At 44.7% G+C, this 25,623-nt stretch carries 22 protein-coding genes; 10 read left to right on the top strand and 12 right to left on the bottom strand.

From position 1 onward, the window contains the following. Nucleotides 1–23 precede the first annotated feature (23 nt). The gene (locus HNR50_RS18300) at nt 24–731 is read right to left on the bottom strand and encodes a hypothetical protein (RefSeq protein ID WP_184748250.1); all 708 of its coding nucleotides are present in this window, start codon (nt 729–731) and stop codon (nt 24–26) included. 93 nt (nt 732–824) lie between these two features. On the opposite strand from HNR50_RS18300, the gene HNR50_RS18295 reads away from it, so the two are divergent. The 3 genes from HNR50_RS18295 to HNR50_RS18285 are packed head-to-tail and all read left to right on the top strand — an operon-like array spanning nt 825 to nt 3,541. Continuing rightward, on the top strand, nt 825–1,907 hold the full coding sequence (locus HNR50_RS18295; protein ID WP_184748249.1) for an aldo/keto reductase: 1,083 nt from the start codon (nt 825–827) through the stop codon (nt 1,905–1,907). Between the two features lie 4 nt (nt 1,908–1,911). Continuing rightward, nucleotides 1,912–2,334, top strand: coding sequence for a PGPGW domain-containing protein (locus tag HNR50_RS22650; RefSeq protein ID WP_184748248.1), 423 nt, complete (start codon nt 1,912–1,914; stop codon nt 2,332–2,334). Between the two features lie 4 nt (nt 2,335–2,338). Further along, nucleotides 2,339–3,541, top strand: a complete 1,203-nt coding sequence (locus HNR50_RS18285; RefSeq protein WP_184748247.1) for an anaerobic sulfatase maturase — start codon at nt 2,339–2,341, stop codon at nt 3,539–3,541. On the opposite strand, the gene ilvA is transcribed toward HNR50_RS18285, so the two are convergent. After that, nucleotides 3,527–5,050 carry a threonine ammonia-lyase, biosynthetic gene (ilvA, locus tag HNR50_RS18280; RefSeq protein ID WP_246434092.1) on the bottom strand — a complete coding sequence of 508 codons (1,524 nt, stop codon included), beginning with the start codon at nt 5,048–5,050 and terminating at the stop codon, nt 3,527–3,529. The two genes, HNR50_RS18285 and ilvA, sit on opposite strands and share 15 nt — an antisense overlap. A gap of 324 nt (nt 5,051–5,374) precedes the next feature. Here ilvA and HNR50_RS18275 point away from each other — a divergent pair, with 324 nt between their 5' ends. From HNR50_RS18275 to HNR50_RS18265, 3 genes are read left to right on the top strand one after another with little or no spacing between them, the layout of a single operon-like run. Continuing rightward, nucleotides 5,375–6,484 (top strand): SPFH domain-containing protein, encoded by a 1,110-nt coding sequence (locus HNR50_RS18275; RefSeq protein WP_184748245.1) that lies wholly within the window; start codon nt 5,375–5,377, stop codon nt 6,482–6,484. A 39-nt stretch (nt 6,485–6,523) separates the two neighbouring features. Continuing rightward, nucleotides 6,524–7,633, top strand: coding sequence for a TFIIB-type zinc ribbon-containing protein (locus HNR50_RS18270; protein ID WP_184748244.1), 1,110 nt, complete (start codon nt 6,524–6,526; stop codon nt 7,631–7,633). A gap of 6 nt (nt 7,634–7,639) precedes the next feature. Then, the gene (locus tag HNR50_RS18265; protein WP_184748243.1) at nt 7,640–8,497 is read left to right on the top strand and encodes a TrmB family transcriptional regulator; all 858 of its coding nucleotides are present in this window, start codon (nt 7,640–7,642) and stop codon (nt 8,495–8,497) included. On the opposite strand, the gene HNR50_RS18260 is transcribed toward HNR50_RS18265, so the two are convergent. The 9 genes from HNR50_RS18260 to HNR50_RS18220 all read right to left on the bottom strand — a co-directional run bounded on the left by HNR50_RS18260 (nt 8,460) and on the right by HNR50_RS18220 (nt 18,160). Continuing rightward, nucleotides 8,460–9,452, bottom strand: a complete 993-nt coding sequence (locus HNR50_RS18260) for a DUF6144 family protein (protein ID WP_184748242.1) — start codon at nt 9,450–9,452, stop codon at nt 8,460–8,462. The two genes, HNR50_RS18265 and HNR50_RS18260, sit on opposite strands and share 38 nt — an antisense overlap. Nucleotides 9,453–9,611: 159 nt before the next feature. After that, entirely contained in the window at nt 9,612–10,328 is a 717-nt protein-coding gene (locus HNR50_RS18255) for a substrate-binding periplasmic protein (RefSeq protein ID WP_184748241.1), read from the bottom strand. Nucleotides 10,329–10,431: 103 nt separating this feature from the next. Then, nucleotides 10,432–10,746 (bottom strand): L-rhamnose mutarotase, encoded by a 315-nt coding sequence (gene rhaM, locus HNR50_RS18250; protein WP_184748240.1) that lies wholly within the window; start codon nt 10,744–10,746, stop codon nt 10,432–10,434. 4 nt (nt 10,747–10,750) lie between these two features. Further along, nucleotides 10,751–11,794, bottom strand: a complete 1,044-nt coding sequence (locus tag HNR50_RS18245) for an ABC transporter permease (RefSeq protein ID WP_184748239.1) — start codon at nt 11,792–11,794, stop codon at nt 10,751–10,753. A gap of 3 nt (nt 11,795–11,797) precedes the next feature. Next, nucleotides 11,798–12,778: an ABC transporter permease gene (locus HNR50_RS18240; RefSeq protein ID WP_184748238.1), complete on the bottom strand. Its 981-nt coding sequence runs from the start codon at nt 12,776–12,778 to the stop codon at nt 11,798–11,800. Beyond that, nucleotides 12,775–14,277 (bottom strand): sugar ABC transporter ATP-binding protein, encoded by a 1,503-nt coding sequence (locus HNR50_RS18235; RefSeq protein WP_184748237.1) that lies wholly within the window; start codon nt 14,275–14,277, stop codon nt 12,775–12,777. Before HNR50_RS18235 ends, HNR50_RS18240 begins: the two co-directional genes overlap by 4 nt. Nucleotides 14,278–14,401: 124 nt before the next feature. Next, nucleotides 14,402–15,415: a rhamnose ABC transporter substrate-binding protein gene (gene rhaS, locus HNR50_RS18230; protein WP_184748236.1), complete on the bottom strand. Its 1,014-nt coding sequence runs from the start codon at nt 15,413–15,415 to the stop codon at nt 14,402–14,404. 91 nt (nt 15,416–15,506) lie between these two features. Further along, nucleotides 15,507–16,223, bottom strand: coding sequence for a response regulator transcription factor (locus tag HNR50_RS18225; RefSeq protein ID WP_184748235.1), 717 nt, complete (start codon nt 16,221–16,223; stop codon nt 15,507–15,509). Continuing rightward, entirely contained in the window at nt 16,220–18,160 is a 1,941-nt protein-coding gene (locus HNR50_RS18220) for a histidine kinase (protein WP_184748234.1), read from the bottom strand. The genes HNR50_RS18225 and HNR50_RS18220 overlap by 4 nt, the downstream gene beginning before the upstream one ends. A gap of 21 nt (nt 18,161–18,181) precedes the next feature. Here HNR50_RS18220 and HNR50_RS18215 point away from each other — a divergent pair, with 21 nt between their 5' ends. Both HNR50_RS18215 and HNR50_RS18210 read left to right on the top strand, forming a co-directional pair. After that, nucleotides 18,182–19,111, top strand: coding sequence for a sensor domain-containing diguanylate cyclase (locus HNR50_RS18215; RefSeq protein ID WP_184748233.1), 930 nt, complete (start codon nt 18,182–18,184; stop codon nt 19,109–19,111). 9 nt (nt 19,112–19,120) lie between these two features. Beyond that, nucleotides 19,121–20,365, top strand: a complete 1,245-nt coding sequence (locus HNR50_RS18210; RefSeq protein WP_184748232.1) for a cation:proton antiporter — start codon at nt 19,121–19,123, stop codon at nt 20,363–20,365. On the opposite strand, the gene HNR50_RS18205 is transcribed toward HNR50_RS18210, so the two are convergent. Continuing rightward, nucleotides 20,262–21,596 (bottom strand): integron integrase, encoded by a 1,335-nt coding sequence (locus tag HNR50_RS18205; protein WP_184748231.1) that lies wholly within the window; start codon nt 21,594–21,596, stop codon nt 20,262–20,264. The two genes, HNR50_RS18210 and HNR50_RS18205, sit on opposite strands and share 104 nt — an antisense overlap. 518 nt (nt 21,597–22,114) lie before the next feature. Between HNR50_RS18205 and HNR50_RS18200 the strand changes: the two genes are divergently transcribed. Continuing rightward, entirely contained in the window at nt 22,115–23,284 is a 1,170-nt protein-coding gene (locus HNR50_RS18200; protein WP_184748230.1) for an MFS transporter, read from the top strand. A 190-nt stretch (nt 23,285–23,474) separates the two neighbouring features. After that, nucleotides 23,475–25,397 carry an AAA family ATPase gene (locus HNR50_RS18195; RefSeq protein ID WP_184748229.1) on the top strand — a complete coding sequence of 641 codons (1,923 nt, stop codon included), beginning with the start codon at nt 23,475–23,477 and terminating at the stop codon, nt 25,395–25,397. The last annotated feature ends 226 nt before the right edge of the window (nt 25,398–25,623 follow it).

Raw genomic sequence — 25,623 nt, 5'->3', positions numbered from 1 at the left:
CAGGCAGGGGGGGCGAAGCCCTTTCAACGGGCGATTCTACTCAGCTCTTCCAGAATCCCCCCGAGCCGCATCTCTTCCACCGCTTTTCTGATTCTGTCCATTGAAGGAGCTGTTCGATCAGTGTTCATCCGTGACAGAAACAAAAAATCTTCCTTGAAGCCAACGGGAAAAGGCTGGCCGAAAGAATCTTTGTCCTGGTTTAACTCCTCTATGCTTCGTTCAAAATCCCTTAAGGGGATCATAATGGCCGATACCCGGCCGGTTGCCATTATCCGCACGAGAATATCATAATGCCTGACCCTCTGTATTCTGGGGTCCAGGCTGAATCTGTCGATAACCTCTCTCTCAAGCAGAGGTTCGTCCTCTATAAACACACCGATTGTCTTTAAATCCATTATGTTGCGCTCTTCTATTCTCATGTCATTGCCCGACATGAGAACCACAGGCGATCCCCAGAGGGGCATCTGAATCTCTCCCGATTCCCGGTCTCTCTCCGTGTCGGGCAGAACGGCCAGATCGACGATTCCTTCGCTTAAGGCATCAGCAAACTCTTCGGGCAATAAAGGCACCGGTTCTATGGCAATTCCGCTTTTCCGGGAGAGAACCATAAAAAACTCGCTTAATCTGTTTCCCGGTTCCGGAGACACTGCGGCTTTAAGGGCCCGGGCATCTGATGTTGAGAGCAGGATCCCTGCAAAAAGAATTAAAAGAGTCATTCGTCGGGCTTTCATTGGCGCCTCCTTCTGGAATTTTAGCATTATTTGCGAGAAAATCAAAATTTCACTATCATTGATAGGTACATTAAAAACTTGCGGGAGAGATTTATGGAATACAGAACTTACAAAGGCAGAAAAACAGCGGCGTTGGGTTTCGGAGGAATGAGAATTGAAGATCCCGATAATATAGCCAGATCAGCGGAAACGGTTCTCCGCGCTTTTGAACTGGGTATTACCTATTTCGATACGGCTCCCGGATACTGCAAAGATAAATCGGAAATTATTATGGGCGAAGCCATCAAAGAGATGAAAAAGAGCGGGAATCCCTTCACCATATCCACGAAATCGTCCCGGGCCGACGGAGGAGAGTTGAGGGAACAACTGGAAACATCCTTGAAGCGGCTGAACGTCGATACGATCGATTATTATAACTGCTGGTACGTACTGACAAAAAAAGACTGGGAGAACAGAAAAAAGAAAGGGGCGGTACAGGCAATTCTGAAAGCTAAAGAGGAAGGCCTTATCCGCCATGCCGTTTTTTCCACTCATCTTCCCGGTCCCCATATCAGGGATGTGATTGAAGAGGGGATTTTCGAAGGAGTCACTCTCGGCTACTCAGTCATTAATTTTCCATTCCGCCAGGAGGGGATTGAAGCAGCTGTCAAAAGAGATATGGGAGTCGTGGTTATGAATCCTCTGGGCGGAGGAGTTATTCCCCAGAACGAAGATCAGTTCGGCTTCCTCAAAGTCGGCGAAAACCAGACTATGGTCGATGCGGCGCTCCACTTCCTCCTTTCCGATCCCCGTATTACCGTTTCTCTTGTGGGGTTCCGCAATATCGCCGATGTGGAATCGGCTGTTGCCTCCGTAGAGAAATTCAAACCCTATGGTGAGGATCAGATAGCCTATATCCGCAAGCGGGTCGAATCGGAGTTCAATCAGCTCTGTACCTCCTGTATGTACTGCAATGTCTGCCCCGAGGGCATTCCGGTCTGGAGCTTTATGGAAACCTGGAACCATCTCAAGCTGAAAGGAGCAGAAGCCGTGGGTGACCGATTGAAATGGCATTGGGGTACGGATATTGCCGAACTGGATAAATGCACCCGCTGTCTCAAGTGCGAAAGAGCCTGTACCCAGAAACTGCCCATAATGGAGAGATTCGAGGACTTGAAAAAGGCTGTAAAGGGTTAACTCTGTGATTGCCTCTCTTCTTGAGATATTCCGGGATTTCTGGTGGCTGGGCTTAGTCTCTCTAGCCGCATTCTTTCTGACCATTCTGATTTTACCGGTTGTCATTGTCAGATTGCCGGAGGATTATTTTGTCGGGGACAGGGCCGATGGATTTATAAACCGACAGAAAAGAGGCTTCCGTTTCATTCTTCTGGTTCTCAAAAATCTGGCGGGGGCTTTTCTGCTTATTATGGGAATCATAATGTTATTTGTTCCCGGCCAGGGAATCCTCACTATCATAGCGGGCTTGTCCGTTATGAATTTCCCCGGCAAAAGGCGAATCGAACTGCGCCTGGCATCGAATAAAAAAGTCATGAAGGGGTTGAACTGGATCCGGGATAAGGGGCACCGAAACCATTTTCATGAATGGGAACAGGTGATATCATAGCGCCATGGACAATTTTCATCTAATGGCCAAGCCGGCCGGACCGGCCTGCAACCTCAATTGCACCTATTGCTTTTATCTGGAAAAGGAAAATCTCTTCCGTTCCGGACAGACTCAAATGAGTGATGAAATCCTGGAAGCCTATACGCAAAAGTACATAGCCTCCCAGAAGGGCCCTGATGTGAATTTCGCCTGGCAGGGCGGCGAGCCGACTATTGCCGGACTGGATTTTTTCCGAAAGGCCGTGAAACTTCAGAAGAAGCACAACAAGGGGAAGAAAATCACCAATGCCCTTCAGACGAACGGAACTCTGATAAATGAGGAGTGGTGCCGTTTCCTCGCGAAGAATCATTTTCTCGTCGGACTCAGTCTGGATGGTCCCGGAGAATTGCACGATAGGTACAGGCGCAATAAAGGGGATAAGCCGACCTTTCTCAAAGTGAAAAGAGCCATGGATTTATTCCGCCGATTCGGTGTCGAATACAATATCCTGACAACGGTTAACGACAGAAACAGCCGGGAACCTTTGAAGGTCTACGATTTTTTTAAGAAGGCCGGCGTGGAATTCATACAGTTTATTCCCATTGTGGAACGGGAAGGCGATAGCGGAGCTCACGAACTAGGGCTCCAGCTCGGCGTACCGGGACAGGGTGATGATTCCGAAACGGAAGTAACCGGCTGGTCAGTCGAACCGGAAACATACGGGGACTTTCTGATCGCCATTTTTGACAGATGGATCAGACATGATGTGGGACGGATTTTTGTTATGAATTTCGAATGGGCTTTCAGCGCTGCTATAAACGGCGTCTCCGGAGTCTGTCAGTTCGCCCCCAGATGCGGCAATGCCGGAATCGTGGAGCATAACGGAGATGTCTATTCCTGCGATCACTTTGTCTATCCCCGGTATAAAATCGGGAATATTCTCGATGATAACCCGGCCGAACTGTTTAATTCGGAACAACAGATCCGCTTCGGCATGGTTAAGGAGACAGGACTGAGCAATGAATGCCACAGCTGTCCCGTCCTGAATCTCTGTTACGGAGGCTGCCCGAAACACCGCTTTGACAAGGGGCAGAATTATCTCTGCCGGGGCTACAAAAAGTTCTTCACCCATATACAGCCATTTATCAAAACCGCCCGGACACTGGTGTCTCAAGGACGGCCGCTGACTGATCTCATGGCTATGGCGGACAGCTTACTTGAGAAATAAGCTGTAGGCTCTGTTGTCGCTTATCTCTCTGTAACCGTATCCGAGCCGGGATAAATAATTTCTCACGTCTTTCATTTCGCTGTCATCCACCTGGAGCCCCGCGAGTACCCGGCCGTAAGCCGCGCCGTGATTCCGGTAATGAAAGAGGGATATGTTCCAGTTCTGCCCCAGCCCGTTGAGAAAGTTCATCAGGGCGCCCGGTCTTTCGGGAAAAGCGAAACTGAAAAGCTTTTCGTTCTCCACTTCCGGCGCGCGGCCTCCCACCATATGGCGAATATGAATCTTGGCGATTTCATCGTCTGAAAGATCGTCCACCACGTAATTCTGCTCTTCCAGAGTTTCTCTGATCAGCTTCCGGCCTTCTCTGGGGTTCTCCAGTTGTATGCCCACGAAAACTAGAGCTTTCCTTTTATCGGCGTAGCGGTAATTGAATTCTGTGATATTCCTTTTTTTCAGGGCCGTACAGAAACGCTTGAAGGAACCGGGTTCTTCGGGAATTTCCACTGCGAAAATGGCCTCGCGCTTTTCTCCGATTTCCGTCCGTTCCGAAATATGGCGCAATCTGTCGAAGTTTATATTGGCTCCGCTGTTGACGGCGAGGAGAGTCTTGTTTTCTACAGAGTTTTCATCGACGTATTTCTTCAGTCCTGCAACAGCCAGGGCTCCTGCCGGTTCTGTGATGGAACGGGTATCGTCGTAGATGTCTTTGATCGCCGCGCAGATTTCATCGGTTGTCACGGTAATGACTCCGTCTATGTTTTCCCGGATTACCCTGAAGGTTTCCTCTCCGATCATATTGACCGCCACCCCGTCGGCGAATATACCCACCTCATCGAGTTTCACCCGTTCTCCTACATCGAGAGCCGCCTTGAGGCAGGCTGAATCTTCCGCTTCCACGCCGAAAACCTTTATCCGGGGATTGAGAAATTTGATATAGACCGACATGCCGGCGAGAAGACCGCCTCCGCCGACAGGTACAAATACGGCATCGGGAGATTCGGCGCTGCGGCTCAGAATTTCCATGGCCACCGTTCCCTGCCCGGCAATGACGTCGGGATCATCGTAGGGGTGGATAAATGTCAGATCCTTTTCCGCCATCAGTTCGGCTGCTTTATTGTACGCTTCATTGAAGGTATCTCCATGGAGAATAACCCGTCCTCCCAGTTTTTTGACTGACTCAACCTTTATTCCAGGCGTTGTTACCGGCATTACGATCGTCGCATCGATACCCAGTTTGCCCGCAGCCAGCGCCACGCCCTGGGCATGATTCCCCGCGGAAGCGGCGATAACTCCTCTATTCCTTTCATTTGCGGTTAGCTGAACCATTTTGTTGTAGGCTCCCCGGATCTTAAAAGAATGAACAGGCTGGAGATCTTCTCTTTTTATCAGAATACGGTTTCCCAGCCTTTCGGAGAGGAAAGGAGCATTGTCGATGGGGGTTTCCACGGCGGCATCGTATACCGGCGCACTCAGGATTCTTCGAATATAATCGGTCTTCATGGCTTTCATTATTGTGAAACTTCCCCTTTGCCGCAACTCCCGGGATTTTTTTTTAGTCATTTTGCAAAAAAAACAGGAGATCTCTTCATTATTTTAAAAGGGTATATTATTATAGATAAAAAATAATCTAATTGTTTTTTACTCATGCTTAAAGTCCCCTTGCGGAGGGGGGCTTTTTTTTTTTTTGATGTTTGGTCTGTGCTGATATAGAATAAATATGACCGCCATATCCGCGGCTTTTCTTTTCGTCAGGTCATCCGCCGTCAGTTCACCTCTGTTTTCGGTTTCCGCCTTTCGATTGGATAATACATATTAAGCAGGAGATAAGATGTAATGGGACTATTCGACAAGATTAAAGGCGAATTTATTGATATCATTGAATGGACTGATGACAGCAGCGATACCATTGTCTACCGGTTCGAGCGCTACGGCAACGAGATTAAAAACGGAGCGAAACTGACTGTTCGTGAGTCACAGGCTGCCGTATTCATTAATGAAGGAAAGCTGGCCGATGTTTTTCAGCCGGGTATGTATGAACTGACCACAGCGAATCTTCCGATTCTCTCCACCTTAAAAGGGTGGGCTCACGGTTTCAACAGCCCCTTCAAGGCGGAAGTCTACTTTGTCAACACCAAGCGATTCACCGATCTCAAGTGGGGAACCCAGAACCCCATTATGCTCCGCGATGCGGAATTCGGTCCCATTCGTCTGAGAGCTTTCGGATCCTATTCCATCCGGGTCACCGATCCGTCCCTTTTTCTTAAGGAAGTTGTGGGAACCGACGGGGATTTTACCACCGATGAAGTTGTCGGCCAGTTGAGAAATATCGTCGTTTCCCGGTTTACCGATGCTCTGGGCGAGAGCAAAATACCTGCTCTGGATCTGGCGGCCAATTACGATGAGCTGGGCAAGTTTATGGAAGGCAAGATCGGCGGCGAGTTCGGCGAATACGGACTGGAGCTCGTCAAACTGCTGGTGGAAAATATCTCTCTGCCTCCTGCTGTGGAAGAAGCCCTGGACAAGAGATCCAGTATGGGAATTCTGGGAAATCTCAACCAGTACAGCCAGTTTCAGGCGGCCAATGCCATGGAAGCGGCCGCTAATAATCCGAGCGGTACCGCATCGGGCGGAATCGGAATGGGCATGGGTTTCGCCATGGCCAACCAGATGGGTCAGGCCATGAATCAGCAACAGATGAATCAGGGGGCACCGGCCGGCGGACCTCCTCCGGTACCGCCGGGTGTTCAGTATTATGTGGCCGTCAACGGGCAGCAGACCGGCCCCTTCGATCTCAGTGTGCTGGCTCAGAAAGCCGCTTCCGGAGAGCTGACAAGAGAGTCTCTGGTCTGGAAGAACGGCATGGCGGCCTGGACCGCCGCGGGATCGGTCGGAGACCTCAGTTCCCTATTCGGACAGGTCCCGCCTCCACTGCCGCCGCAATAGGGGATTGAATATATTTCTTTAAAAAAGGAAGGAAGCATCATGAGTGAAAATACAGGCCAATTTCCCTGCAGCAACTGCGGGGCCGATTTAAAATTCGAACCGGGACAGAATGCCCTGAAGTGCCCCTACTGCGGTACGGAAAATACCATTGAAACTGATGAAACGGTTGAAATAACAGAAAATGATTATCTGAGCCAACTCCGGAAGATGGAGGAAAACCTGAACGGAGCCGCAACTCTTGATATGGTCTCCGTAAAGTGTGATAACTGCGGGGCTATAGTCAGTCTGGGCGAAAATAAAACAGCGGGAGAATGCGTTTTCTGCGGAACCCATCTATCGGGGCAGACCCGGTCGGTCAAGGAAATCGCCCCCCAGTCTCTTCTGCCCTTTAAGATCAGCAAAAAGGAAGCAGCTGAAAACTTTAAAGTCTGGCTGAAGAAGCGATGGTTCGCTCCCAACAAGCTCAAGGAATTCGCCAGAATGGACGGCTTGAGGGGAATGTACTCACCCTACTGGACATATGATTCGGAAACGACGACGAGCTACAGAGGCCAGCGGGGCGATTACTACTACACCACCGAAACCTACACGGAACAGGTGGACGGCAAAACTGTAACCAAAACCCGTCAGGTCCGCCATACGCGCTGGTCCTTCGCTTCAGGTACGGTCAGAAACAGCTTTGACGATATACTGATCTGCGGTTCCGGCAATATGCTTCCCAAATACACCGAAGCTCTGGAGCCCTGGGATCTGGAGAACCTGGTCCCTTTCAAAGAAGATTATCTCTCGGGCTTCCAGGTGGAAAGCTATTCGGTCAATCTGGAGGAAGGCTTCGGCAAGGCCAAGGAAAGAATGGCTCCGGTCATAGATAGAACCATTAGGCGGGATATCGGCGGTGACGAGCAGCGCATCTCATCGAAAAGCAGTTCCTATGATGACATTACCTTCAAGCATATACTTCTGCCCGTTTGGATCAGCGCCTATAAATTCAAGGACAAGGTCTATAACTTCATGGTTAATGCCCGAACCGGTGAAGTGCAGGGGAACAGGCCCTGGTCAGCAGTTAAAATCACCCTGGCGGTCCTCGGCTTCGGCGCTCTCATTGCCGCCGGAGTACTGGCTTATCTCTACTTCAAGGGAAACAGCTGATAGTATATGATTGATAAACTGATGGATTTCGGACTCTCCCGTCTGGAAGCGGCGGTCTACATCGCCCTTCTGGGAGAGCCTGGCATTACGGGGTACCGTCTGTCCCATAATCTCAACAAACCGACCGCCAATATCTACAAAGCGCTGAGGAGTCTTGAACATAAAGGGCTCGTGCGGATGGATAAAAGCGCCGGAACGCAATTGATTCACCCCGTTCCTGTTGAGGAATATCTCAATGTCAGGGAAATGGAATTCAAATCCCGGAGCCGGGAGCTTAAAGAGGGCTTGAAAAAACTGGAGAGAAAGAACAGCGAGTACCGGATCGCGCGGCTCGATTCCTATGAGCAGGCTGTGGGGAAGGCTCTTCAGATCCTCGAAGATGCGGAAAGCGTTGTCGTCATTGTAGGCTTCGAAGAAGTCCTTGGGGAGTTGAAGGATTTAATTGCCAGGAGAGGACGGGAAGGGGTGGATATTCTTGTCTATACCTACAGCCCTCTTGTACTGGAAGGCTGCCGGGTCTACTACTCGGAAGCCGATGCGGAAATCTGGAGAGCCGTTCCCGAGAGGGCCTTCGATATCGCGGCAGACGGGAAAGTTTTTATGATTTCCAATTTCAGGAATGATTATTCAGAGGTGATCGAAGCTCTGTTCGGAAATCATGTCTATCTCAGTCTTATGATTTTTAACAGTCTCAGCCGGAATATCCTGTTTCTTGAGATGGAGCAGAGCGAACTCCTGAGCGAACAGACTCGCTCTGAATTGAAATCTTTTCTGCGTGAGCATAAATCTCTTCTCGCCGAGGAGCTTCCGGGAGTCAGGAATTTCTTTAAGCGTTACGGGATAAAAACTTCTCCGGAACATTGATCGCAAAGCGGCAGCGCTCATCTCCCGCCAGTACCGATTCGAGAAGGTCCACCTTTACCGTTTCTCCGAAAATGGCGTTGAATCTCTGCTGGACGAATCCGGCTGTGCAGTTGCACCATTTCCCGGGAATCGTCTCGCCTTCGTGCAGCAGGACTTCCCGTGCCATAGGGCAATGACAGGCGTAGTAGCGCTTTTTATCGCTTTCCTTTTCATTGAGCCAGGCAACCGTATCGTAGGGAATTTTGGTCCAGTAGATTTTACTCTCTTCCAGAACGCCTCCCAGCACTTCTTTATGGGAAGCGACAAAATCGACAACAGGCTGGGTTATAATCTGTTCAAACCAGACTTTCCCCGTATCGGCATGTTCCTGTAGCGTGGCTACCGATCTTTTATGAGCATCGGCAAGATAGGCTTCCAGACCGGGGGCTTTATTGAACAACTCAGCCTCATTTGTAAAAGCTTCGGGGGGGATTCCATGGGCATTGGCTGTCAGGGCTGTACGGCATTCCTCGTCGCTCAGTGTTTCATCCATTTTGTCTATAAGATTCTGCGTCCATTGAACCGCTTCTTCCGGAGGGGCGCCTGTTGCAGGATTTGTCAGGCTGTCGAAAATCTGACCGGCTATATCCACACCCAGAACGGTTTCCATATGTGACCGGAGATTACTGATGATGTTTTCTCTTTCAAGGATTTGCGTAAAATAGATGTAAAGTTCCCTGTTGCCCGATAAATAGGCTGCTCGTGCCAGAGCAAGAAGAGAAAAAGTGTCGCACTTCCCTTGATCTGTCAGGGCGGCAATATAGGATTTCATCTCTTTGACAGAGCATTTCCCCAGTGAGGCGATCTCTCCCGACGACCGGTTCTGGAAAGAATCGACGACAGAAACAGCTTTAATTCCATCCTCTTTTGAATGACCTGCTTTTTCGTAGTAGTCTTTTATAACTAATGTATCCATAAATTTACTATAAAACTCCGGCAGGGCGGTGTCAAGAAAAATGAGACATCCTCTTTCTCAATTGATAATCCATAGGGGGAAGGTCGATTCCCTCCAGATTATCGAAATGTCGGTAACCGTGGGATCTGTCTCCGACGTTGACAAAAAGAACGCCGGTTCCTACCAGTCGGTTCCCGTTACTTCTTCTTCTGCCCGCCGGATAATTTCCGCCAGTTCTCCCGATTGTTCCATTTCCTTCATGGTCTTCATCAGCAGGGGAACGAGATCTCCGTGCTTTTTATGGACATAATGATAGAGTCGTGTTTCATCAACAGGCGGTTCCAGAGGAATGATGTCGTCAGCCCTCAACTTTTTCAGAACCTCCATACCATGGAGGCGGCTCAGTATGGCAAAGTCCGCCCGTTTTATCATCAGAAAACGGATCATCGTTTCAGAGTCTTCGAACTCCTGAACGCGGGGAAATCCTCTGGTCAGTTCCTGTGATTGACTGACGCCTTTGAGAATAACGAATTTGTAATCGGAAAGTTCGCTCAGGCTTTTTCCTGCCGCGGGGTTGTTTTGCTGGGTAAAAAGATTCGTATCAATGCTGTAATAGGAGAAGGGGACGATCAGAAGCTCTTCATGTTTATCTCCATATGCCTCAATTCTATGTGTCTCCCCATCTATCTTCCCCGCCGTCGACTCGGACGTGGCCCGTACGGCAGGCATGGGTACGATAGTGATTTCCAACCCGGCTTTTTCGTAAATATCCCTGATTATCATTGAACAGATATCGGAAACGGGCGACCCTTCAATTGTTGAGATGGTAAGAGGTTCACTGTTCAGGGAGAATAAAGCGGAAACAAGTGCAGTGATAAGCAAGACATTTTTCAGCATTTGACTCAATTGTAATACATTTTATATAAAGGGGAAAAAAAAAGAGGAGAAGAAATATCCATGCCCGTGATATTTTCCGCTCCTCTCTTTTTCCCGGAATCTCCTACTTCAGGTAAAAAACTTCCTTTAATGGAATGGTAACCGGTGAATTATCTCCGTTTACCTCCATAATATCCGCCATGTATTCCCACCATTTCTGCACAACGGGATTACTCCCCAGATCCTGGCTTCCTTCACCTTCTGAAACTTTCTGGACCCCGAACAGATAGTTGGTCTCCTGATCCCAGAATATGGAGTAATCCTCAATGCCCTGCTCTTTGAGAAGATCAATAAGCTCGGGCCAGATGGCGTCATGGCGCTTGCGGTACTCCTCTTCAAAGCCCGGTTTCAGTTTCATCTTAAAAGCGATTCGCTCCATACGTTCATCCTCTTCTCCGCTGCATTTTCAGCTTGTTTCTCCTGCCGACCGCATCTATGATAACAGGAATCAGAACAGCTGTAATCAGCAGGAATCCCGTTGTTATAATCATGACTTTGGCCGAAAGATTGATCAGACCCATTCCGAACTTCAGGTAGCCGATCAGGAAGATGGAGAGGATAACACCGACAATGCTTCCCTTTCCTCCCGTAATGGAAACGCCGCCGAGAACGACCAGAGTTATGGCTTCCAGTTCCCAACCGTTGGCAATGTTCGGCCTGGTGCTGCCGATACGGGATGTGAGAAGAACCGCGACGATACCGGCAAAAAGGCCGTGAAGAACAAAATTGGTAAAGCGGATACGGTTTACTGGCACACCGGAAAACCGGGCAGCCGTAGCGCTGTTGCCGATAGCATAAAGCTTGCGCCCGTAAGAGGTGAAGTGGAGGACATAAGCGAAGATGCCTGCCAGAACGAGAAAGAATATCAATTCGAAGGGGATAATCGTTCCCGGAATATAACCCTGACCGAAATAGCTGAATGATTCGGGATAGTGAGTGTAAGCCTGGTCTTCCAGTATCGCCTGGGAAATTCCTCTGAAAAAGGACTGCGTCGCCAGGGTCACAGCAATGGCGGGAATACCGAAGTTTATGATGAAAACGGCATTGAACGCTCCCGCGAGAGCCCCGACAGCCAATCCTGTTATCACGACCTGTGCGGTTCCGGCGCCATGGGAAGAGGCAAATCCCATGGAAAACGACGATAGAGCGATAATGGCCGCTCCGGAAATATCGATATCACCGCTGAGAATGATAAATATAATCGGCAGGGCGAGAACCGCTTTTTCCATAAAAGTGAACGTGGCGTTCATAAGATTAAAATAATCGAGAAAGTAGGGCGTAATATTGGAAAATACGATAACCATACCAATGATAATTAGTACGAGAATTCCTTCCCAACGGGCCAGCAGACTTCCGATTTTCGAAATCAACCTTTTATTTTCGTCCACCAGTCGATCAGAACTGGCTAGAGTTTTATCAATTTCCATATCTCAGGCTCTCCTCTTCAGCATTTTTTTCTCGCTCCGCTTATCCATTATTGTGTTGATAAACATGGCGGCCAGAACGATAAAGCCCTGTATGAACATCTGGTAAAAGGGTGAAAAGTTGACGACCGGAAGGGCGTTGTTTATGATTCCGAGGAACAGGGCTCCCAGAATCACTCCCGGTACCGCACCGGCTCCTCCGGCTATATTCACTCCTCCGAGAACGCAGGCTGCCACGGTCATCAGTTCGAAACCGGTGGCCGTTTCGTTAACAGCCGCCGCATATCGGGCCGTCCACATGACTCCTGCCAGCCCGGAAAGGAGTCCGCTCATGGAAAAGATGATAAGATTCACTTTCTTTTCGCTGACACCGACAAACTTCGCAGCGGTCTTATTTCCCCCGATCGCATATATCTCCCTTCCGCTACGCGTATACCGGCTGAAAAAGAAGAGGAGGACGCTGACTAGAACTGCCGACCAGATGAGATTGCTCAATCCCAGAAAATGACCGTGAGGTATGCTCATGTAGGACTCAGACATTTCGTGGGCGGTGACCCACTGGCCTTTGCTGAGAACAAAAGTAAAACCTCTGAAAATACTCATGGTACCCAGAGTGGCGATTATAGGCGGCACTTTGCCGTAAGCCACGATGACACCGTTAAACAAACCGAGAAGAAGGCCTATGGCCATTCCCGCCAGCAAAATTAATATGACCGGTGTTCCCGGCGAACTCTGGTTCATCATGGCGGCCGCCATTCCCGAAAAAGCTATTACCGAACCGACCGACAGATCGATTCCTCCCGTCAGAATGACAAAAAACTGACCGATGCCAACCATGATCAGAATCGACGTATCGTTGACGATGCGGGAAATATTATCGCCTTTCAAAAAACCCGGAGCCCTGGTGCTGACGGCAACGGCCAGAACTACGATAAGAAGGATCAGAGTCGCTTCCCTTTTCTTCAACATCTCTTTTAACGCGTTCATGAGCGTACTTCCTCCCTGTGTCCTGTGGCGGCTTTGATAACTTTATCCGAAGTGGCTTCCGCCCGGGACAATTCTCCGGTTTTTTCCCCTTCGTGCATGATAATAATGCGGTCGCTCATCCCCAGGATCTCCGGCAGCTCGGAGGACACCATGATAACCGCCAGTCCCTTTCCGGCCATTTCGGAGACGAATTCGTGGACCGCCGCTTTGGTCGCCACATCGATCCCTTTCGTCGGCTCGTCGAGAATGAGTATCTCCGGTTCCGTGGCCAGCCATTTGGCCAGAACCACTTTCTGCTGGTTCCCTCCCGAAAGCGTATCGGCGTTGACGTGCCATCCCGCAGCCTTGATTTCCATCATCCGTCCGTAGGTTCCCGTCGCCTGCTTCTCTTTCTTGCGGCTCACTTTTCCCAGTTTGCTGATTTTATCGATAATGGGCAGTGTAATATTGCGGGTCAGACTCTGTTCCAGAATCACGCCCTGGGTCTGTCTGTCTTCGGGGACATAGGCCAGACCTTTTCTCATGGCCTGAGCCGGGGAGTGAATTTTCAGCTCCTTTCCCTTAAGAAGCACGGTTCCCTCGTCCTTTTTATCTATTCCGAAAATTGTGCGCATAACTTCGGTTCTTCCCGCGCCGACCAGGCCGAAAAAACCCAGGATCTCGCCCTTTTTCAGCTCGAAGGAAATGTCCCGGAAGCTTCCGTAGCGGGTCAGATTGTCAACTTTCAGTACGGTCTCTCCAATATGTGCTTCCTTCTTGGGGAACATCTGATCAAGGCTTCGTCCGACCATCATGGTAACGATTTCGTCGATGCTCGTATCGGCGACCTTTCCTTCTCCGATATATTTTCCATCTCTCAGAACTGTGAAGCTGTCACAGATTTCCTGAATCTCCTCGAATTTATGGGAGATGAAGATGATAGCTTTATTTTCTTTTTTAAGCTGTCTGACTATGGTGTACAGCTCTTCCACTTCCCGCAGGGTCAGCGCCGAAGTCGGCTCGTCCATAATCACGACTTTGGCATCGATGGACAGAGCTTTGGCTATTTCCACCATATGCCGCTGGGCCACTCCCAGACTTTTTACAGGGGTATCGGGATTGATGTCTATTTCCATCTTTTTCATCAGCTCAAGGGTCTGATGCCTCATGGCCTTCCAGTTGAGAGCCCCTTTTTCTTTAATGTGATGCCCCATGAAAATGTTTTCCGCCACCGATAATTCAGGAAACATGGAGGCTTCCTGATGGATGGCCGTAATGCCCATTTCCTGGGCTTCCAGGGCGTTGCGGAAGGACACGTCCTGACCATCGTAGATCAGTTTGCCCGCAGTGGGAGTGTAAACGCCGGTCAGGATCTTAACCAGTGTCGATTTCCCCGCACCGTTTTCTCCGATCAGGGCGTGAACTTCTCCTTCCCGAATATTCAGATCGATACCATCAAGCGCCTTGATCCCCGGAAAGTATTTGGTTATTCCTCTCAATTCCAATATATTCTCTGACAAAATCTTCCCCCTTCAGGATATTCTCCACCTGATGACGCAATATATAAAGAGTAAAAACAGGGATCGCCCGGTTATGAAACCGGACATCCCGTACATTAAATTATGCTTGAAAATTAAGGAGCTCTTAGAACATTGCCGCGTAAGTGGCTATGTTGTCTTTGTTGAATACGAAAGGTGTGCCCATAATGGATACGCCGTCTTTGCCGACCGTAACTGTTCCCATTCTGCCTACAGAGATTTTGTCTCCTACGTTACCGTCAACTTTTCCTGTAATCAGGGCTTCGAGGATCATCGTGGAGGTATATCCGAGGTCAACAGGGTTCCAGAGAGCCATCTGTCCGCAGGTTCCGTTTTCCACGTAGTGCTGCATTTCAGAGGGGAGTCCGAGACCGGTAATCTGTACTTTGCCTTTCATGCCTTCGTCTTCGATCGCTTTGGAAGCCGCGAGAACACCAACAGTCGTGGGTGAAATAATTCCGGCCAATCCGGGATACTTCTGCATAAGGCCCACTGCTTCGCGATAGCTCTTGTCTGCCGCGTCATCGCCGTAAACAACTTCTACGATTTCCATATCTTTATATTTGGGATCTTTGATTTCTTCGAACATCCACTCGATCCAGAGGTTCTGGTTTGTCGCCTGGGATGTCGCGGAAAGAATACCGATCTGTCCTTTGTATCCTGTCAGTTCGGCGATAAGCTGAACCTGCTGGCGTCCGATCAGTTCGGCATCAGAGGGGATGAGGTCCACAATTCTACCGGCAGGAGCGATACCCGAGTCGAAAGATATGACTTTGATTCCAGCGGCCATAGCTTTTTTGGTTACGGGGATTAGGGCGTCTCTGTCGTTAGCGGAAATTGCGATTCCGTCTACTTTCTGAGCGATAAGAGATTCGATTATATCGATCTGACCTTCTGCCGTTGCTGTACTTGGACCCTGGTAGATGGATTCTACATTTCCGAGTTCAGCTGCCGCTTCTTTACCGCCATCGGCAACAGCTTCAAAGAATCCGTTACCGAGACTTTTTACCAAAAGAACGATTTTCAAAGGCTGATCGCCTTTCGGTTCAGACTGCTGACCGCTTGCCATCAATCCGGCAGTAAGAGAAAGAGCTAAAACCAGTGTTAAAATTTTCTTCATCTGACACTTCCTTTTTTGTTTTGATAAGTGAATTCTACCACCGCTATTTTGAAACGGGATAGGACGGGAATCTACGGAAAGGTGCAAAATTCTACACTCGGCTCATTTCCGAATACTCCGAAGGTGTACATCCGAACTTCTCTTTGAAAAGCCTTGCAAAATGGCGGCTGCTCTGGTATCCCAGGGATTCGGAAATGTTTTTTATATTGGCCCCCGGAAGCTTAAGCATCTCCGAGGCTGTTTTCAGACGAAGATCGGTAATGTAACTCGTAAGGGTCATTCCCTTCTGTTTTTTAAACTGGGAGCTGAGATAGTTGGGTGACACATGCAGCTCGTCGGCAATCTGGGCGACGCCGATCACTTCTTTGTAGCGCTTGTAGATGATGGTTTCAGCATCCCGAATGAGCCTTGAAGATATATCTTTCTCTTCTGAGCGATGGAGTTCAACCAGAGGAATGACTCTACCCAGAACTTCAGACAGCTCTTTCCGGTCAACAGGCTTCAGCATATATTCCGTAACATCGAGACGCAAGGCTTTCCGGGCATATTCAAAGTCCGAATAACCGGAAACAATTATAAACACCGTGTTCTGATGCCTTTTAAAGTTTTTTTCCAGGACCTCGAGACCCGAGGCTCCCGGCATACGGATATCCAGAAATACAAGATTGAAATAATCCTCCTGCAGGGCATTGTCCAGTTCCGTCCCGTTTCCTGCTTCGATTATTTCGGCGCTGGGGACCAGGTCTTCAAGTAGAGACCTCAATTCAACCCGCACATATATCTCATCATCGGCTATGAGTATCTTCATAGGGATATCCTTACCGTGGTGCCTTCTCCGATAGTGCTTTCCATCTGGAAAACAGATTCGGGAAAGGCTATTTTCAATCTCTGCTGGACGTTCATTAATCCGACATTCGATTTTTTATCCATTTCCGAAGTATCAAATCCCATGCCGTTATCTTTAATTGTCAGACTGGAGCTGTATTCTCCATGGAAACGGATTCCTTCGCAAATCAGTTCCAGGCTGCCATCTTTTTCCATAGGCTCAATCCCGTGAATAACGGAATTCTCCACTAAGGGCTGGAGCAGAAGGCGGGGTATCTGAATGTGCCGGGAAATATCATCGATGGAAATTTTGTAATTGAAGCGATCACCGAAACGGATTTTCTGAAGGAGACAGTACTGCTCGATAAACTGGCACTCCTCTTCCAGGGAAGTCCAGTTGTTCTGGGACTGAATGTAACGGAGCATATTTTTTAATGCCGTAACAGTCTCTGTTATCTTTTCCTGCTCTCCCGTCCGGTTTAAACCGAGTATGACCCCAAGAATATTGTAAAGAAAATGGGGCTGAACCTGGGACTGGAGAGCCTGATACCGGGCATCGCGGATTTCGAGGAGTTCCTGAAGCTGAAAATAATTATTGATTGTAAGAGAGGCGTATTCGGCGAAGGTCGCCAGGCGCGTGATTCCCAGATCGGAAAATGCCTCGTTCTGTCCGCGCTTCATGGAAACCAGATATCCGAAGGATTTTCCGTCGAGAAGAAGAGGCACCGCGAAAAGGGTGCGGACTTCCGGGCAACCGAGAACATCGGAAGCCTCGTTGAGCAGAACCTGAGTCTGACGCCTCAGAACTTTTTCAGAGAAATGGCCCAGGATTCTCTCCTTCTCATAATCATCAAGGGACTGACCTTTCTCAGCTTCTATGGTATAACCGGCTTCTCTATCAGAACGAAGTATCAGAACGGAATCGGCGCTCGTATCTTCTACGACGGCAGTAGCCACAATACCATAGAGATCCCGGATATCGGAGTTGTCAGCAATATTTCCTCCGATATCTCTGGTCAGATTGAGAATGCTGTTGACGTTTTCTTTCAGTTCCGCCAGCAATTCATTGAGAGTGGAAGAGAACTCCCCAAACTCATCATTGGATTTGATATCGACTTTGACTGAGAAATTTCCCTTCGCGACCTGTCTTAGCGAACTTTCGACAACTCTCAGCTTATTAACCAGATCTCTGGAAAGAAGTAATGTGAAAAGTACGGAAAGAATCAGGGTAATGCCAATGGTAACGATGAGAAAAACATTCAGCTCCCTTTGAATTCGAACCCCCTCTTTCTTAAGAGATCCGATAAAGTAATTCATGAAACTTTCAAAATTATTTTTGAAGTAATAGGAGGTTTCCTGGAATTCCGTAAAAAAGGGGATGAGAGATTCATCCTTCTGCATTTGATTGTACAGATTATCAACAGTCCTGTATTGGCCTCGGAGCAGGATTAACCTCTCCTCCATACGGGTAAGCATATCGTTTGCTCTTTCATTCATTGTAATAGCGGTCAGGTACTGGTCTCTGATAAGAGAATCTCCGCTTTTATAGAAATGGTCCAGTTCCATAAACTGTTCGAACGTTCTATTGTAATCCCGCAAAGATTCCTTCCACTGGGTCAACGTAACAGCGGAGCGGGGAGAGAACGTCAGGGAACGCAGTTGATTATAGACCTTTGGTGCAAACAGATCGAAAACGATATCTTTCATATGGCTTTGAACATCGCGGGAACGCAGCTGCAATTCCACGCCGAGATCGAGCGAAGCCTGAATCTTATCGCCTCTTATACGGCTGCTTATTGCCATCAATGAAATTGTCCCGATGCAGGTTATATAGATAAAAGCCAGCAGAACGAGTTTAAAGCGGATCTTCATAGAGGATATGATAAGGGCGGATAGGCTTGTTGGCAAGTTAGATGCCATTTGACATATAATATATTTAATATGAAAGAGTATACCCGGGAAGAAATCAGTCAGCTTCTTGAGCGGATAAGGAAACTGGAAGAAACTGAAAAACGATATAATGCTCTGTTCGACAGGACAAATGACGCTGTCTTTCTCATCAATATGGATGGGACCCATCGTGAAGTCAATCAGAGAGCTGCAGAAATGCTCGGTTATGAGAAAAGCGAAATCGAAGGGAAAAGAGCTGATTTGTTTATTGCCGAACATGAAGTGGGCGAAAGCCTGATCGTTAAAAAAGCGCTGGCTCAGGGAAAGCATCTTCCCATCTACGAGCGGGTGTTCAAGAAAAAAGACGGAACGCTGTTATATGGGGAAAACGATGTTACGCTTGTTACGGATAAGAAGGGAAATCCTCAGTATTTTTTCAGTATAGTCAGAGATGTTTCGGAAAGGAAAAAATATGAAAACCTCTTGAGGGAGTTAGCCGGAACAGATTCTTTAACAGGGCTCTTTAACAGAAGAAAAATGCTTGAAGAAATTCACATTGAAGCTGTCAGGAGCACCAGAAGAGGTAAGTCTTTTTCGCTTATTCTCCTCGATATTGATCTTTTTAAAGGAATAAACGACAAATATGGCCATGAATGCGGAGATTATGTTCTCGTCGCAATTTCGGAAATCTTCAAAACCAAACTTCGGGAACAGGATTTATGCTGCCGATGGGGAGGAGAAGAGTTTCTCATTCTCCTCCCGGAAACAGAAGCTGAAGGCGGTGAAATCTCAGCAGAGAAGCTCAGACTGGCCGTCCTTGACCATAAATTCATATATAAAAATGAAAATATACCCGTTTCTATTACACTCGGCGTATCCCGGTATCGAGAGAACCAGACTATTGAAGAATGTATAAATCTGGCGGATATTGCACTTTATAGAGGAAAAAACGCAGGACGAAACCAGACCGTTCTGTCATAGTATGTAAGTATGACCCTAAACTTTCTGATTGTTCTGATTCTTATTGGCGGATGGCTTACAGGAAAGCTTTTCACCAGAATGGGACTCCCTTCCGTTCTGGGCATGACTCTACTCGGAATAGCCTTATCCTATTTTTACAGGTCTGTTTTTCCCGAAGTGATCTGGGAAATCTCTCCCTTTTTCAAATCCCTTGCCCTGATTGTCATATTGTTGAGAGCGGGATTGGGAATCAGCAGGGCAACATTGAAAAAAGTGGGCCTGCCGGCAGTTCTGCTCTCATTTATTCCCTGCCTGTCTGAAGGTTTTTTTCTCATGTTCCTTTTTCATAAAATCGCAGGGTTCGAACTGGCTGTGGCAGGAGTCGCCGCATTTCTTCTCGCTGCCGTATCGCCGGCTGTTGTCGTCCCGTCCATGCTTGACCTTAAAGAAAGGGGATTCGGTAAAAAGAACGATATCCCCACCATGATCCTGGCGGGGGCATCTATGGATGATGTTTTTGCCATTACCATATTTACCATCTTCCTGGGAGTCGCCGGAGGAAACGACGTTTCTCTATTGAAATCGGTAGCTCAAATACCTCTCTCTATCGGAGGTGGTGTTGCCGTCGGGCTGATCGTCGGATTTTTTCTCGTCTGGTATTTCAACCGGAACCATGAGAGAATCCGGGCTACAGAAAAAACACTACTCCTTCTGGGGACGGCGATACTACTCGTACAGGTCGGCGACTGGCTGCATCTTGCCGCTCTACTTGGTGTTATGACCACGGGATTTATCCTGCTGGAAAAATCAGAAAGAGCCGCTCATGAACTGGCCTACAATCTCAATAAAGCCTGGGTCTTTGCCGAAATCCTTCTTTTTGTCCTCATCGGTATGTCAGTTGATATCTCTGTTGCACTCGATGCGGGATTGAAAGGATTGCTTATTATCTTTCTGGGGTTGATCGCCCGATCCGCCGGCGTTCTATTTTCCGTTTTATTTGCACCCGTCTCCTGGAAAGAGCGATGGTTTTGCGTTTTTTCCTATCTCCCGAAAGCAACCGTTCAAGCAGCTATGGGATCTGTCCCCCTGGCAGCGGGAATTGCTCACGGTGAGGAGATCCTGGCTTATGCCGTTATGGCTATTGTTTTTACTGCACCATTGGGGCTTATTCTTATACGGCAGTTCGGACCGCAGCTTCTTGAAGTTGAACTTCCGGCTGAGGACAGTCCGGAAGAGGGACACGACCGTAGGGAAGAGGACGGGACTCGCAGATAATATCATCCCTGTCCATAGGACTGATAATGCCCAATTTATTCTTACCGGCTACATGAGTATAAATCATTGTTGTCTGCAGAGAACTGTGACCCAATAATTCCTGAATTGTTCTGATATCATACCCGGCTTCCAGCAGGTGTGTCGCAAAACTGTGCCTCAATGTATGGACTGATGCCTTTTTAGGTACACCGGACATCCTGAGAGCTTCTTTAAAAGTCTTCTGCAGAGATGACGGATGTCGATGATAGCGACACAAATTCATAGAATAGGGATCTTTGCAAAGCGAATTTGAAGGGAAAACCCAGTACCACCCCCACTCTTTATCTGCATTCGGGTATTTTCTTTTCAGAGAAACAGGAATCTGGACACCCGGATTATCGTTAATTCTGTCTTTGTTATACAAAGCTTTTACAGAAGCAAGATGCTTTTTTAAGGAATCCTGTACAGAAGCCGGCAGCATGGTCTGCCGATCCTTGTTTCCCTTACCCATAACGACAGTTATGATACCCTTCTCCAAATCCAGATCCTTTAAACGAAGGGAAAGGCATTCTTCAAGCCTCAATCCACCGCCATATATTAGCGAACACATCAGATTAAAAGGATATGAGAGGTTCTCAAAAATTCCTCTTATCTCTCTTTGGGAAAGAACAACTGGCAGCCGTTGAACCCTGGAAGATCTGAGTGCACATTCCATATCTGTTACTTCAATATTGAGAATGAATTTATAAAGGAAAAGCAAAGCATTGAATGCCTGATTCTGGGTTGATGAGGATACACCTTTCTCAACGGCGAGGTAGGTAAGGAAATCCTTGAAATCTGAATTTGACAGACTCTCGGGATCTTTTTTCTTAAGATAAAAACTAAAAGACCGTATCCAGTTTAGATATGCTTTTTCTGTCTGAAAGGAGCGGTGTTTTAATCTGAGAGCGTCTCTATACTGATTTGATAGCTTCAGCCATGAATCAGAGTTCTCCCTGTTGTTTATAGCCCGGCTTACATCAATGTTACTGACGCTTGATCTGTAATATAAAAAAAACTTAGCAGCCTCTGCTGCCTGCTCAATCTGCCAGTCGGCGTAATGACCAATTAGGGATTGCTGGAATTTCCAGATATCATTTGAATCAGAGTTATATCTTGAAAAAATCTGGAATTTGTTTATCCATCGCAAGTAATATGACACTTTCTTATTATTAACACCGCATTTTCGGATGAGAAAAACCTCAAGGTTCATAAAAACTCCAATTATTATACAGATTCAATATAACAACACATATGTTAAGTGTTATGCAGAATTATTGCAAGATAAATGTTTGATTTTTAAGAATATGCGTGTGAATATAGGCTTAGGGGCAAAAATTCAGAGAACTGGATAATAAGTTATGTTCTACAGATCCAAGATATGATCGATGATTTTTTATGCTTTGTGTATTCTGGTAACAAATTCAGAACATAATAATCCGCCAGCGGCGGAAATAAGGATTTATGGTTAAATAAAATAGAATCAGTAAGAATGAAATAGTCTCCGTTTTATTGAATTGATATTATTGTTTAATAATTAACAATATAGAAAATAAAAATAGAAAGCTTGCAAAGAATTTATTATTGGAGAATTTAACCTCCGATGGTAACCATAGAAAATTCCAAATGGAAAGTTTGAAAAGATATAATAAATTAGAAATAAATAATATGTTTAATAATAAAGTATATGTGTTAATATAAAGATATACTAATCTCGGGGGAATCCGCACATTGAGTATAGAAACAAATAAAACCATAAGTTCTTTACACCGGCATGTTTTTTTAGGTAACTTTGACCAAGGCGTGATTTTCATTTTTCTATCTTTTCTTGTTTGGAATAAAACAGAAAGTATGCTCACAGTAGCATTAGCATTTATAATTCCTGCAATCGTAAATACAGTTATTGACTATTATTTCTCTTCGCTGAGTGATAAAGTACATCGTGTTAAATTAATAATTATTGGAAATATTGGTTCTGCTATTTTCCTATCATGCTATGGAGTTTTCGACAGTATATACATATTGTATATATTTATTTTCTTTAAATCTCTTTTTGCCAAGATATATCAGACTTCACTTACTCCCTATTATAGAGAAGTTATTCCCGAAGACAATTATAAATCCTTTATTGCAAAAATAAATATGTATGGAACCATCGGAGCTTCAATTGGAGGTTTCACTCTAATATATTTATATATCTTTACTCACAATATACCTTTAATTTTTATTGTATCAGGTTTGATTGAACTGATCTCAACAGTTTTTCTATTTTCTCTCAAAAATGTAAAACAGAAGCTGAAAAGAGATACTGAAAGCCAAATTGATATTACGAATTTGAAAAAGTATACCTTTATCTACTCATTAGAAGCTTTTGGTATTGCATTAATAATCAATAGATTCGTGATTTTCCTAAATGATGCTCATAATTTAAAAATCCAAGATGTAGGCGTTGTATTTTTTATCGTATATGGTGTTTCAAATCTTATAGCAGTAAAAGTCTATAAATTATTCAGTTCTTTTGCTGTTAAAAACATGTTAATAACTAATTTTCTAATTCAAGCTATTTTACTCATCGCTATGATGAATATTAATAATTTAATAGTAATCATTACATTGTGGTTCACTTTCGAACTGATATCAAATATTACAACAATTTACACAGATGATCATATCAATAAATCACTATTTACAAATATAGGAAAATCGCTTTCTAAATTCAGAATATTTATCTCAATATCCGGAATATTGGGTCAAATCCTAATTGGAGCAGTTTGGGATATTTGGGGGATTGGAATAAGTTTTTATTTATCAGGTTCAATTTTATTTATTTTAGCGATTATAATTGTATTTATTAAATTACATTCAGAAACTACTTTTCGAGCAACTGTTGATTATGAATAATAAACAATAAAATAAATCGCTGTAGAACAAAGCCATGAACCAGATTTTCCTATGTCAAGAATCCTGCTTGTTCTGCTACGCAGGCAGGATTCTCGCCATTTACGGAAAACAGGTTATGGCGATGTTATATAGAAAAATTGTTTAAAATAAGATATTTGTATACTAATATTACTATAAAAATGAGGGCAGAATGAAATATATCAATATTGAAATAGTAAATGTAAAACGATTCCGTAAACTGAATGTTGATCTATCTGACAAAATACAGTGTATTGCAGGAAAAAATGGTTGTGGTAAATCAACACTATTTAAAGCCCTCCACTTCATTGAACAAGTTTATATATATCAAAATAGTGATTTATCAGATCATGATAATTTTTCTGAAATTGAAAAATTAGTCAGTTATGAATTTAATGATTATTTTCATAATAAAAAAGCATCTATAAAATTTACATATAGTATTGATGCTATAGAGTATTATTTAGAATTAAAAGCTAAAAAAAATGGTGACTCATATATTCCTGAATTTAAAACAAATGATTCTGAAGGGAAAATCAGTGAATATTGGAATGTAGATGAGCCTGATTCTCTTTTTTTATATATATTACCATATAAAACAGCTGATGAAACAACTTATGGAATTGATAAAGCAAGAATTAATAATAAAAAGAACAATGGAATTATAGATGCACTCTTTTTTCCTGAAGAAATTTATAAAAACGCATATATCACAATAATTGAAAATCATATTTATGAAAGAATATCTCCACATAAACCAAGTAGAAATCATCAATTTCAAACAGCATTTAATATCTTTAAACTAATGTTTCCAAAAAGTAGATTTCAAAAAATTAGTGCTAACAACTCAATGAATGAATTCTTTATTATGGGTAAGTCTGAATCAGGTCAAAATTATGATATAAGAAATTTTAGTGCAGGAGAAAAAGCTACTTTACTGACTATTTTTCATCTTATTTATTTACAAAAATTTTCAATAATCTGTCTTGATGAATTTGAAAATCATTTTCATGAAGAATTACTTCGCAAATTGTATATTGAGTTTATTTCATTTACAAAACAAGACAACTTATTTGAGTATATGAAAACTAGAAATGTAAAAATACCTCTGAAGTCCGAAAAATATTACAAAAGTATAAAATTTAATACTTTCATTTTTTTAACCCATTCCAAATATTTAATGCGACTCAATGAAAAAGAAGGTGAGAATTTCATTATAAATGAAGGTGTAAGTAAACTTATAAATAATGATATCAATGATTCATTTATAAAATATGATATTAGCCAGTATAATCAATATATTCTTTATGTTGAAGGTGATACTGATAAGCAACTTTTCAAAAAGATTTCTGCGTTAAATGGTATTGAAATACGATCTGCAGGCTCTTGTGATGAAGTTATCAAAATATACAAGAATATCCAGGATGTTAAAAATGAACTTTCTGATACAAAGGTCGTATTCTTAGTTGATGGTGATAGTATTGACTCTATTGAAGAATTGAAGCAAATTGATGAACCTTTTTTTATTAACTCATTTCTATGCATTGATATGCATGAATTGGAGAATTCTCTTATAGATGCTGAGTCAATTTATAATTGGATCTATAATAATAGAAATGCTTATGGTTTGGAAGAAGATGATATTAAACTGGAAGATATTGAAACAATAATAAATTCTGTAATTGATGATAATAAAGATATTAGCATTAAAAAACTGGCATTATTAAATATAGAAGATAAAATAAAAAAACATGTCGGTAAAATCCTGAATCTTAAAACAATAAAGTCCGAAACAGATTGGGAATCAATTATTCAAACTGGTTTAAAAACAGAATTGAATGATACTTTTATAGATAATACAGTATATAATAGCAAATCTCAGTGGGAAACAAAATGGGACGAAGATCCGACATCAGTTGTTGATGGTAAAATTGCACTAAATATAATTATTTCAAAATTACGTAGTAATTATAATTTACCTAATGATAGTACGACTCCTTATCTTAAATATATATCCAATGAACCAAGTAATAAATTATCAATGACAATAAGAAAAATACTTCATCTCTTTCAAATAAAAGGGATTGATATGTAAACTCTATATAACAAAGCCATGAACAGAGACCGAGTCTTTGGCACAGCATCTGCTCGCCGCTTCGCTCTGAGGCAAATGCAGCGCCAATTCTTCCGCTGCGCTACAGAAGCGAGTCGGCTCGTTATGGCGACGTTATATTTCAAAATTATACAAATTCGGAAAATTATATGCTAATATATAATTAATCTATATCATCTCAGGGAGTCTTGTATGAAACTCAATAAAA

The sequence above is a fragment of the Spirochaeta isovalerica genome, from assembly GCF_014207565.1.
Taxonomy (GTDB): domain Bacteria; phylum Spirochaetota; class Spirochaetia; order DSM-2461; family DSM-2461; genus Spirochaeta_F; species Spirochaeta_F isovalerica.
The sequence above is the reverse complement of the archived record's forward strand: the minus strand, read 5'-3'. Positions and strand labels throughout refer to the sequence as shown.

Excerpts from the sequence above, each read along its gene's own strand:
- HNR50_RS18300 (WP_184748250.1), bottom strand. The coding sequence starts at position 731 with ATGAAAGCCCGACGAATGACTCTTTTAATTCTTTTTGCAGGGATCCTG.
- HNR50_RS18295 (WP_184748249.1), top strand. The coding sequence starts at position 825 with ATGGAATACAGAACTTACAAAGGCAGAAAAACAGCGGCGTTGGGTTTC.
- HNR50_RS18285 (WP_184748247.1), top strand. The coding sequence starts at position 2,339 with ATGGACAATTTTCATCTAATGGCCAAGCCGGCCGGACCGGCCTGCAAC.
- ilvA (WP_246434092.1), bottom strand. The coding sequence starts at position 5,050 with ATGAAAGCCATGAAGACCGATTATATTCGAAGAATCCTGAGTGCGCCG.
- HNR50_RS18275 (WP_184748245.1), top strand. The coding sequence starts at position 5,375 with ATGGGACTATTCGACAAGATTAAAGGCGAATTTATTGATATCATTGAA.
- HNR50_RS18270 (WP_184748244.1), top strand. The coding sequence starts at position 6,524 with ATGAGTGAAAATACAGGCCAATTTCCCTGCAGCAACTGCGGGGCCGAT.
- HNR50_RS18265 (WP_184748243.1), top strand. The coding sequence starts at position 7,640 with ATGATTGATAAACTGATGGATTTCGGACTCTCCCGTCTGGAAGCGGCG.
- HNR50_RS18260 (WP_184748242.1), bottom strand. The coding sequence starts at position 9,452 with ATGGATACATTAGTTATAAAAGACTACTACGAAAAAGCAGGTCATTCA.
- HNR50_RS18255 (WP_184748241.1), bottom strand. The coding sequence starts at position 10,328 with ATGCTGAAAAATGTCTTGCTTATCACTGCACTTGTTTCCGCTTTATTC.
- rhaM (WP_184748240.1), bottom strand. The coding sequence starts at position 10,746 with ATGGAGCGAATCGCTTTTAAGATGAAACTGAAACCGGGCTTTGAAGAG.
- HNR50_RS18245 (WP_184748239.1), bottom strand. The coding sequence starts at position 11,794 with ATGGAAATTGATAAAACTCTAGCCAGTTCTGATCGACTGGTGGACGAA.
- HNR50_RS18240 (WP_184748238.1), bottom strand. The coding sequence starts at position 12,778 with ATGAACGCGTTAAAAGAGATGTTGAAGAAAAGGGAAGCGACTCTGATC.
- rhaS (WP_184748236.1), bottom strand. The coding sequence starts at position 15,415 with ATGAAGAAAATTTTAACACTGGTTTTAGCTCTTTCTCTTACTGCCGGA.
- HNR50_RS18225 (WP_184748235.1), bottom strand. The coding sequence starts at position 16,223 with ATGAAGATACTCATAGCCGATGATGAGATATATGTGCGGGTTGAATTG.
- HNR50_RS18220 (WP_184748234.1), bottom strand. The coding sequence starts at position 18,160 with ATGGCATCTAACTTGCCAACAAGCCTATCCGCCCTTATCATATCCTCT.
- HNR50_RS18215 (WP_184748233.1), top strand. The coding sequence starts at position 18,182 with ATGAAAGAGTATACCCGGGAAGAAATCAGTCAGCTTCTTGAGCGGATA.
- HNR50_RS18210 (WP_184748232.1), top strand. The coding sequence starts at position 19,121 with ATGACCCTAAACTTTCTGATTGTTCTGATTCTTATTGGCGGATGGCTT.
- HNR50_RS18205 (WP_184748231.1), bottom strand. The coding sequence starts at position 21,596 with ATGAACCTTGAGGTTTTTCTCATCCGAAAATGCGGTGTTAATAATAAG.
- HNR50_RS18195 (WP_184748229.1), top strand. The coding sequence starts at position 23,475 with ATGAAATATATCAATATTGAAATAGTAAATGTAAAACGATTCCGTAAA.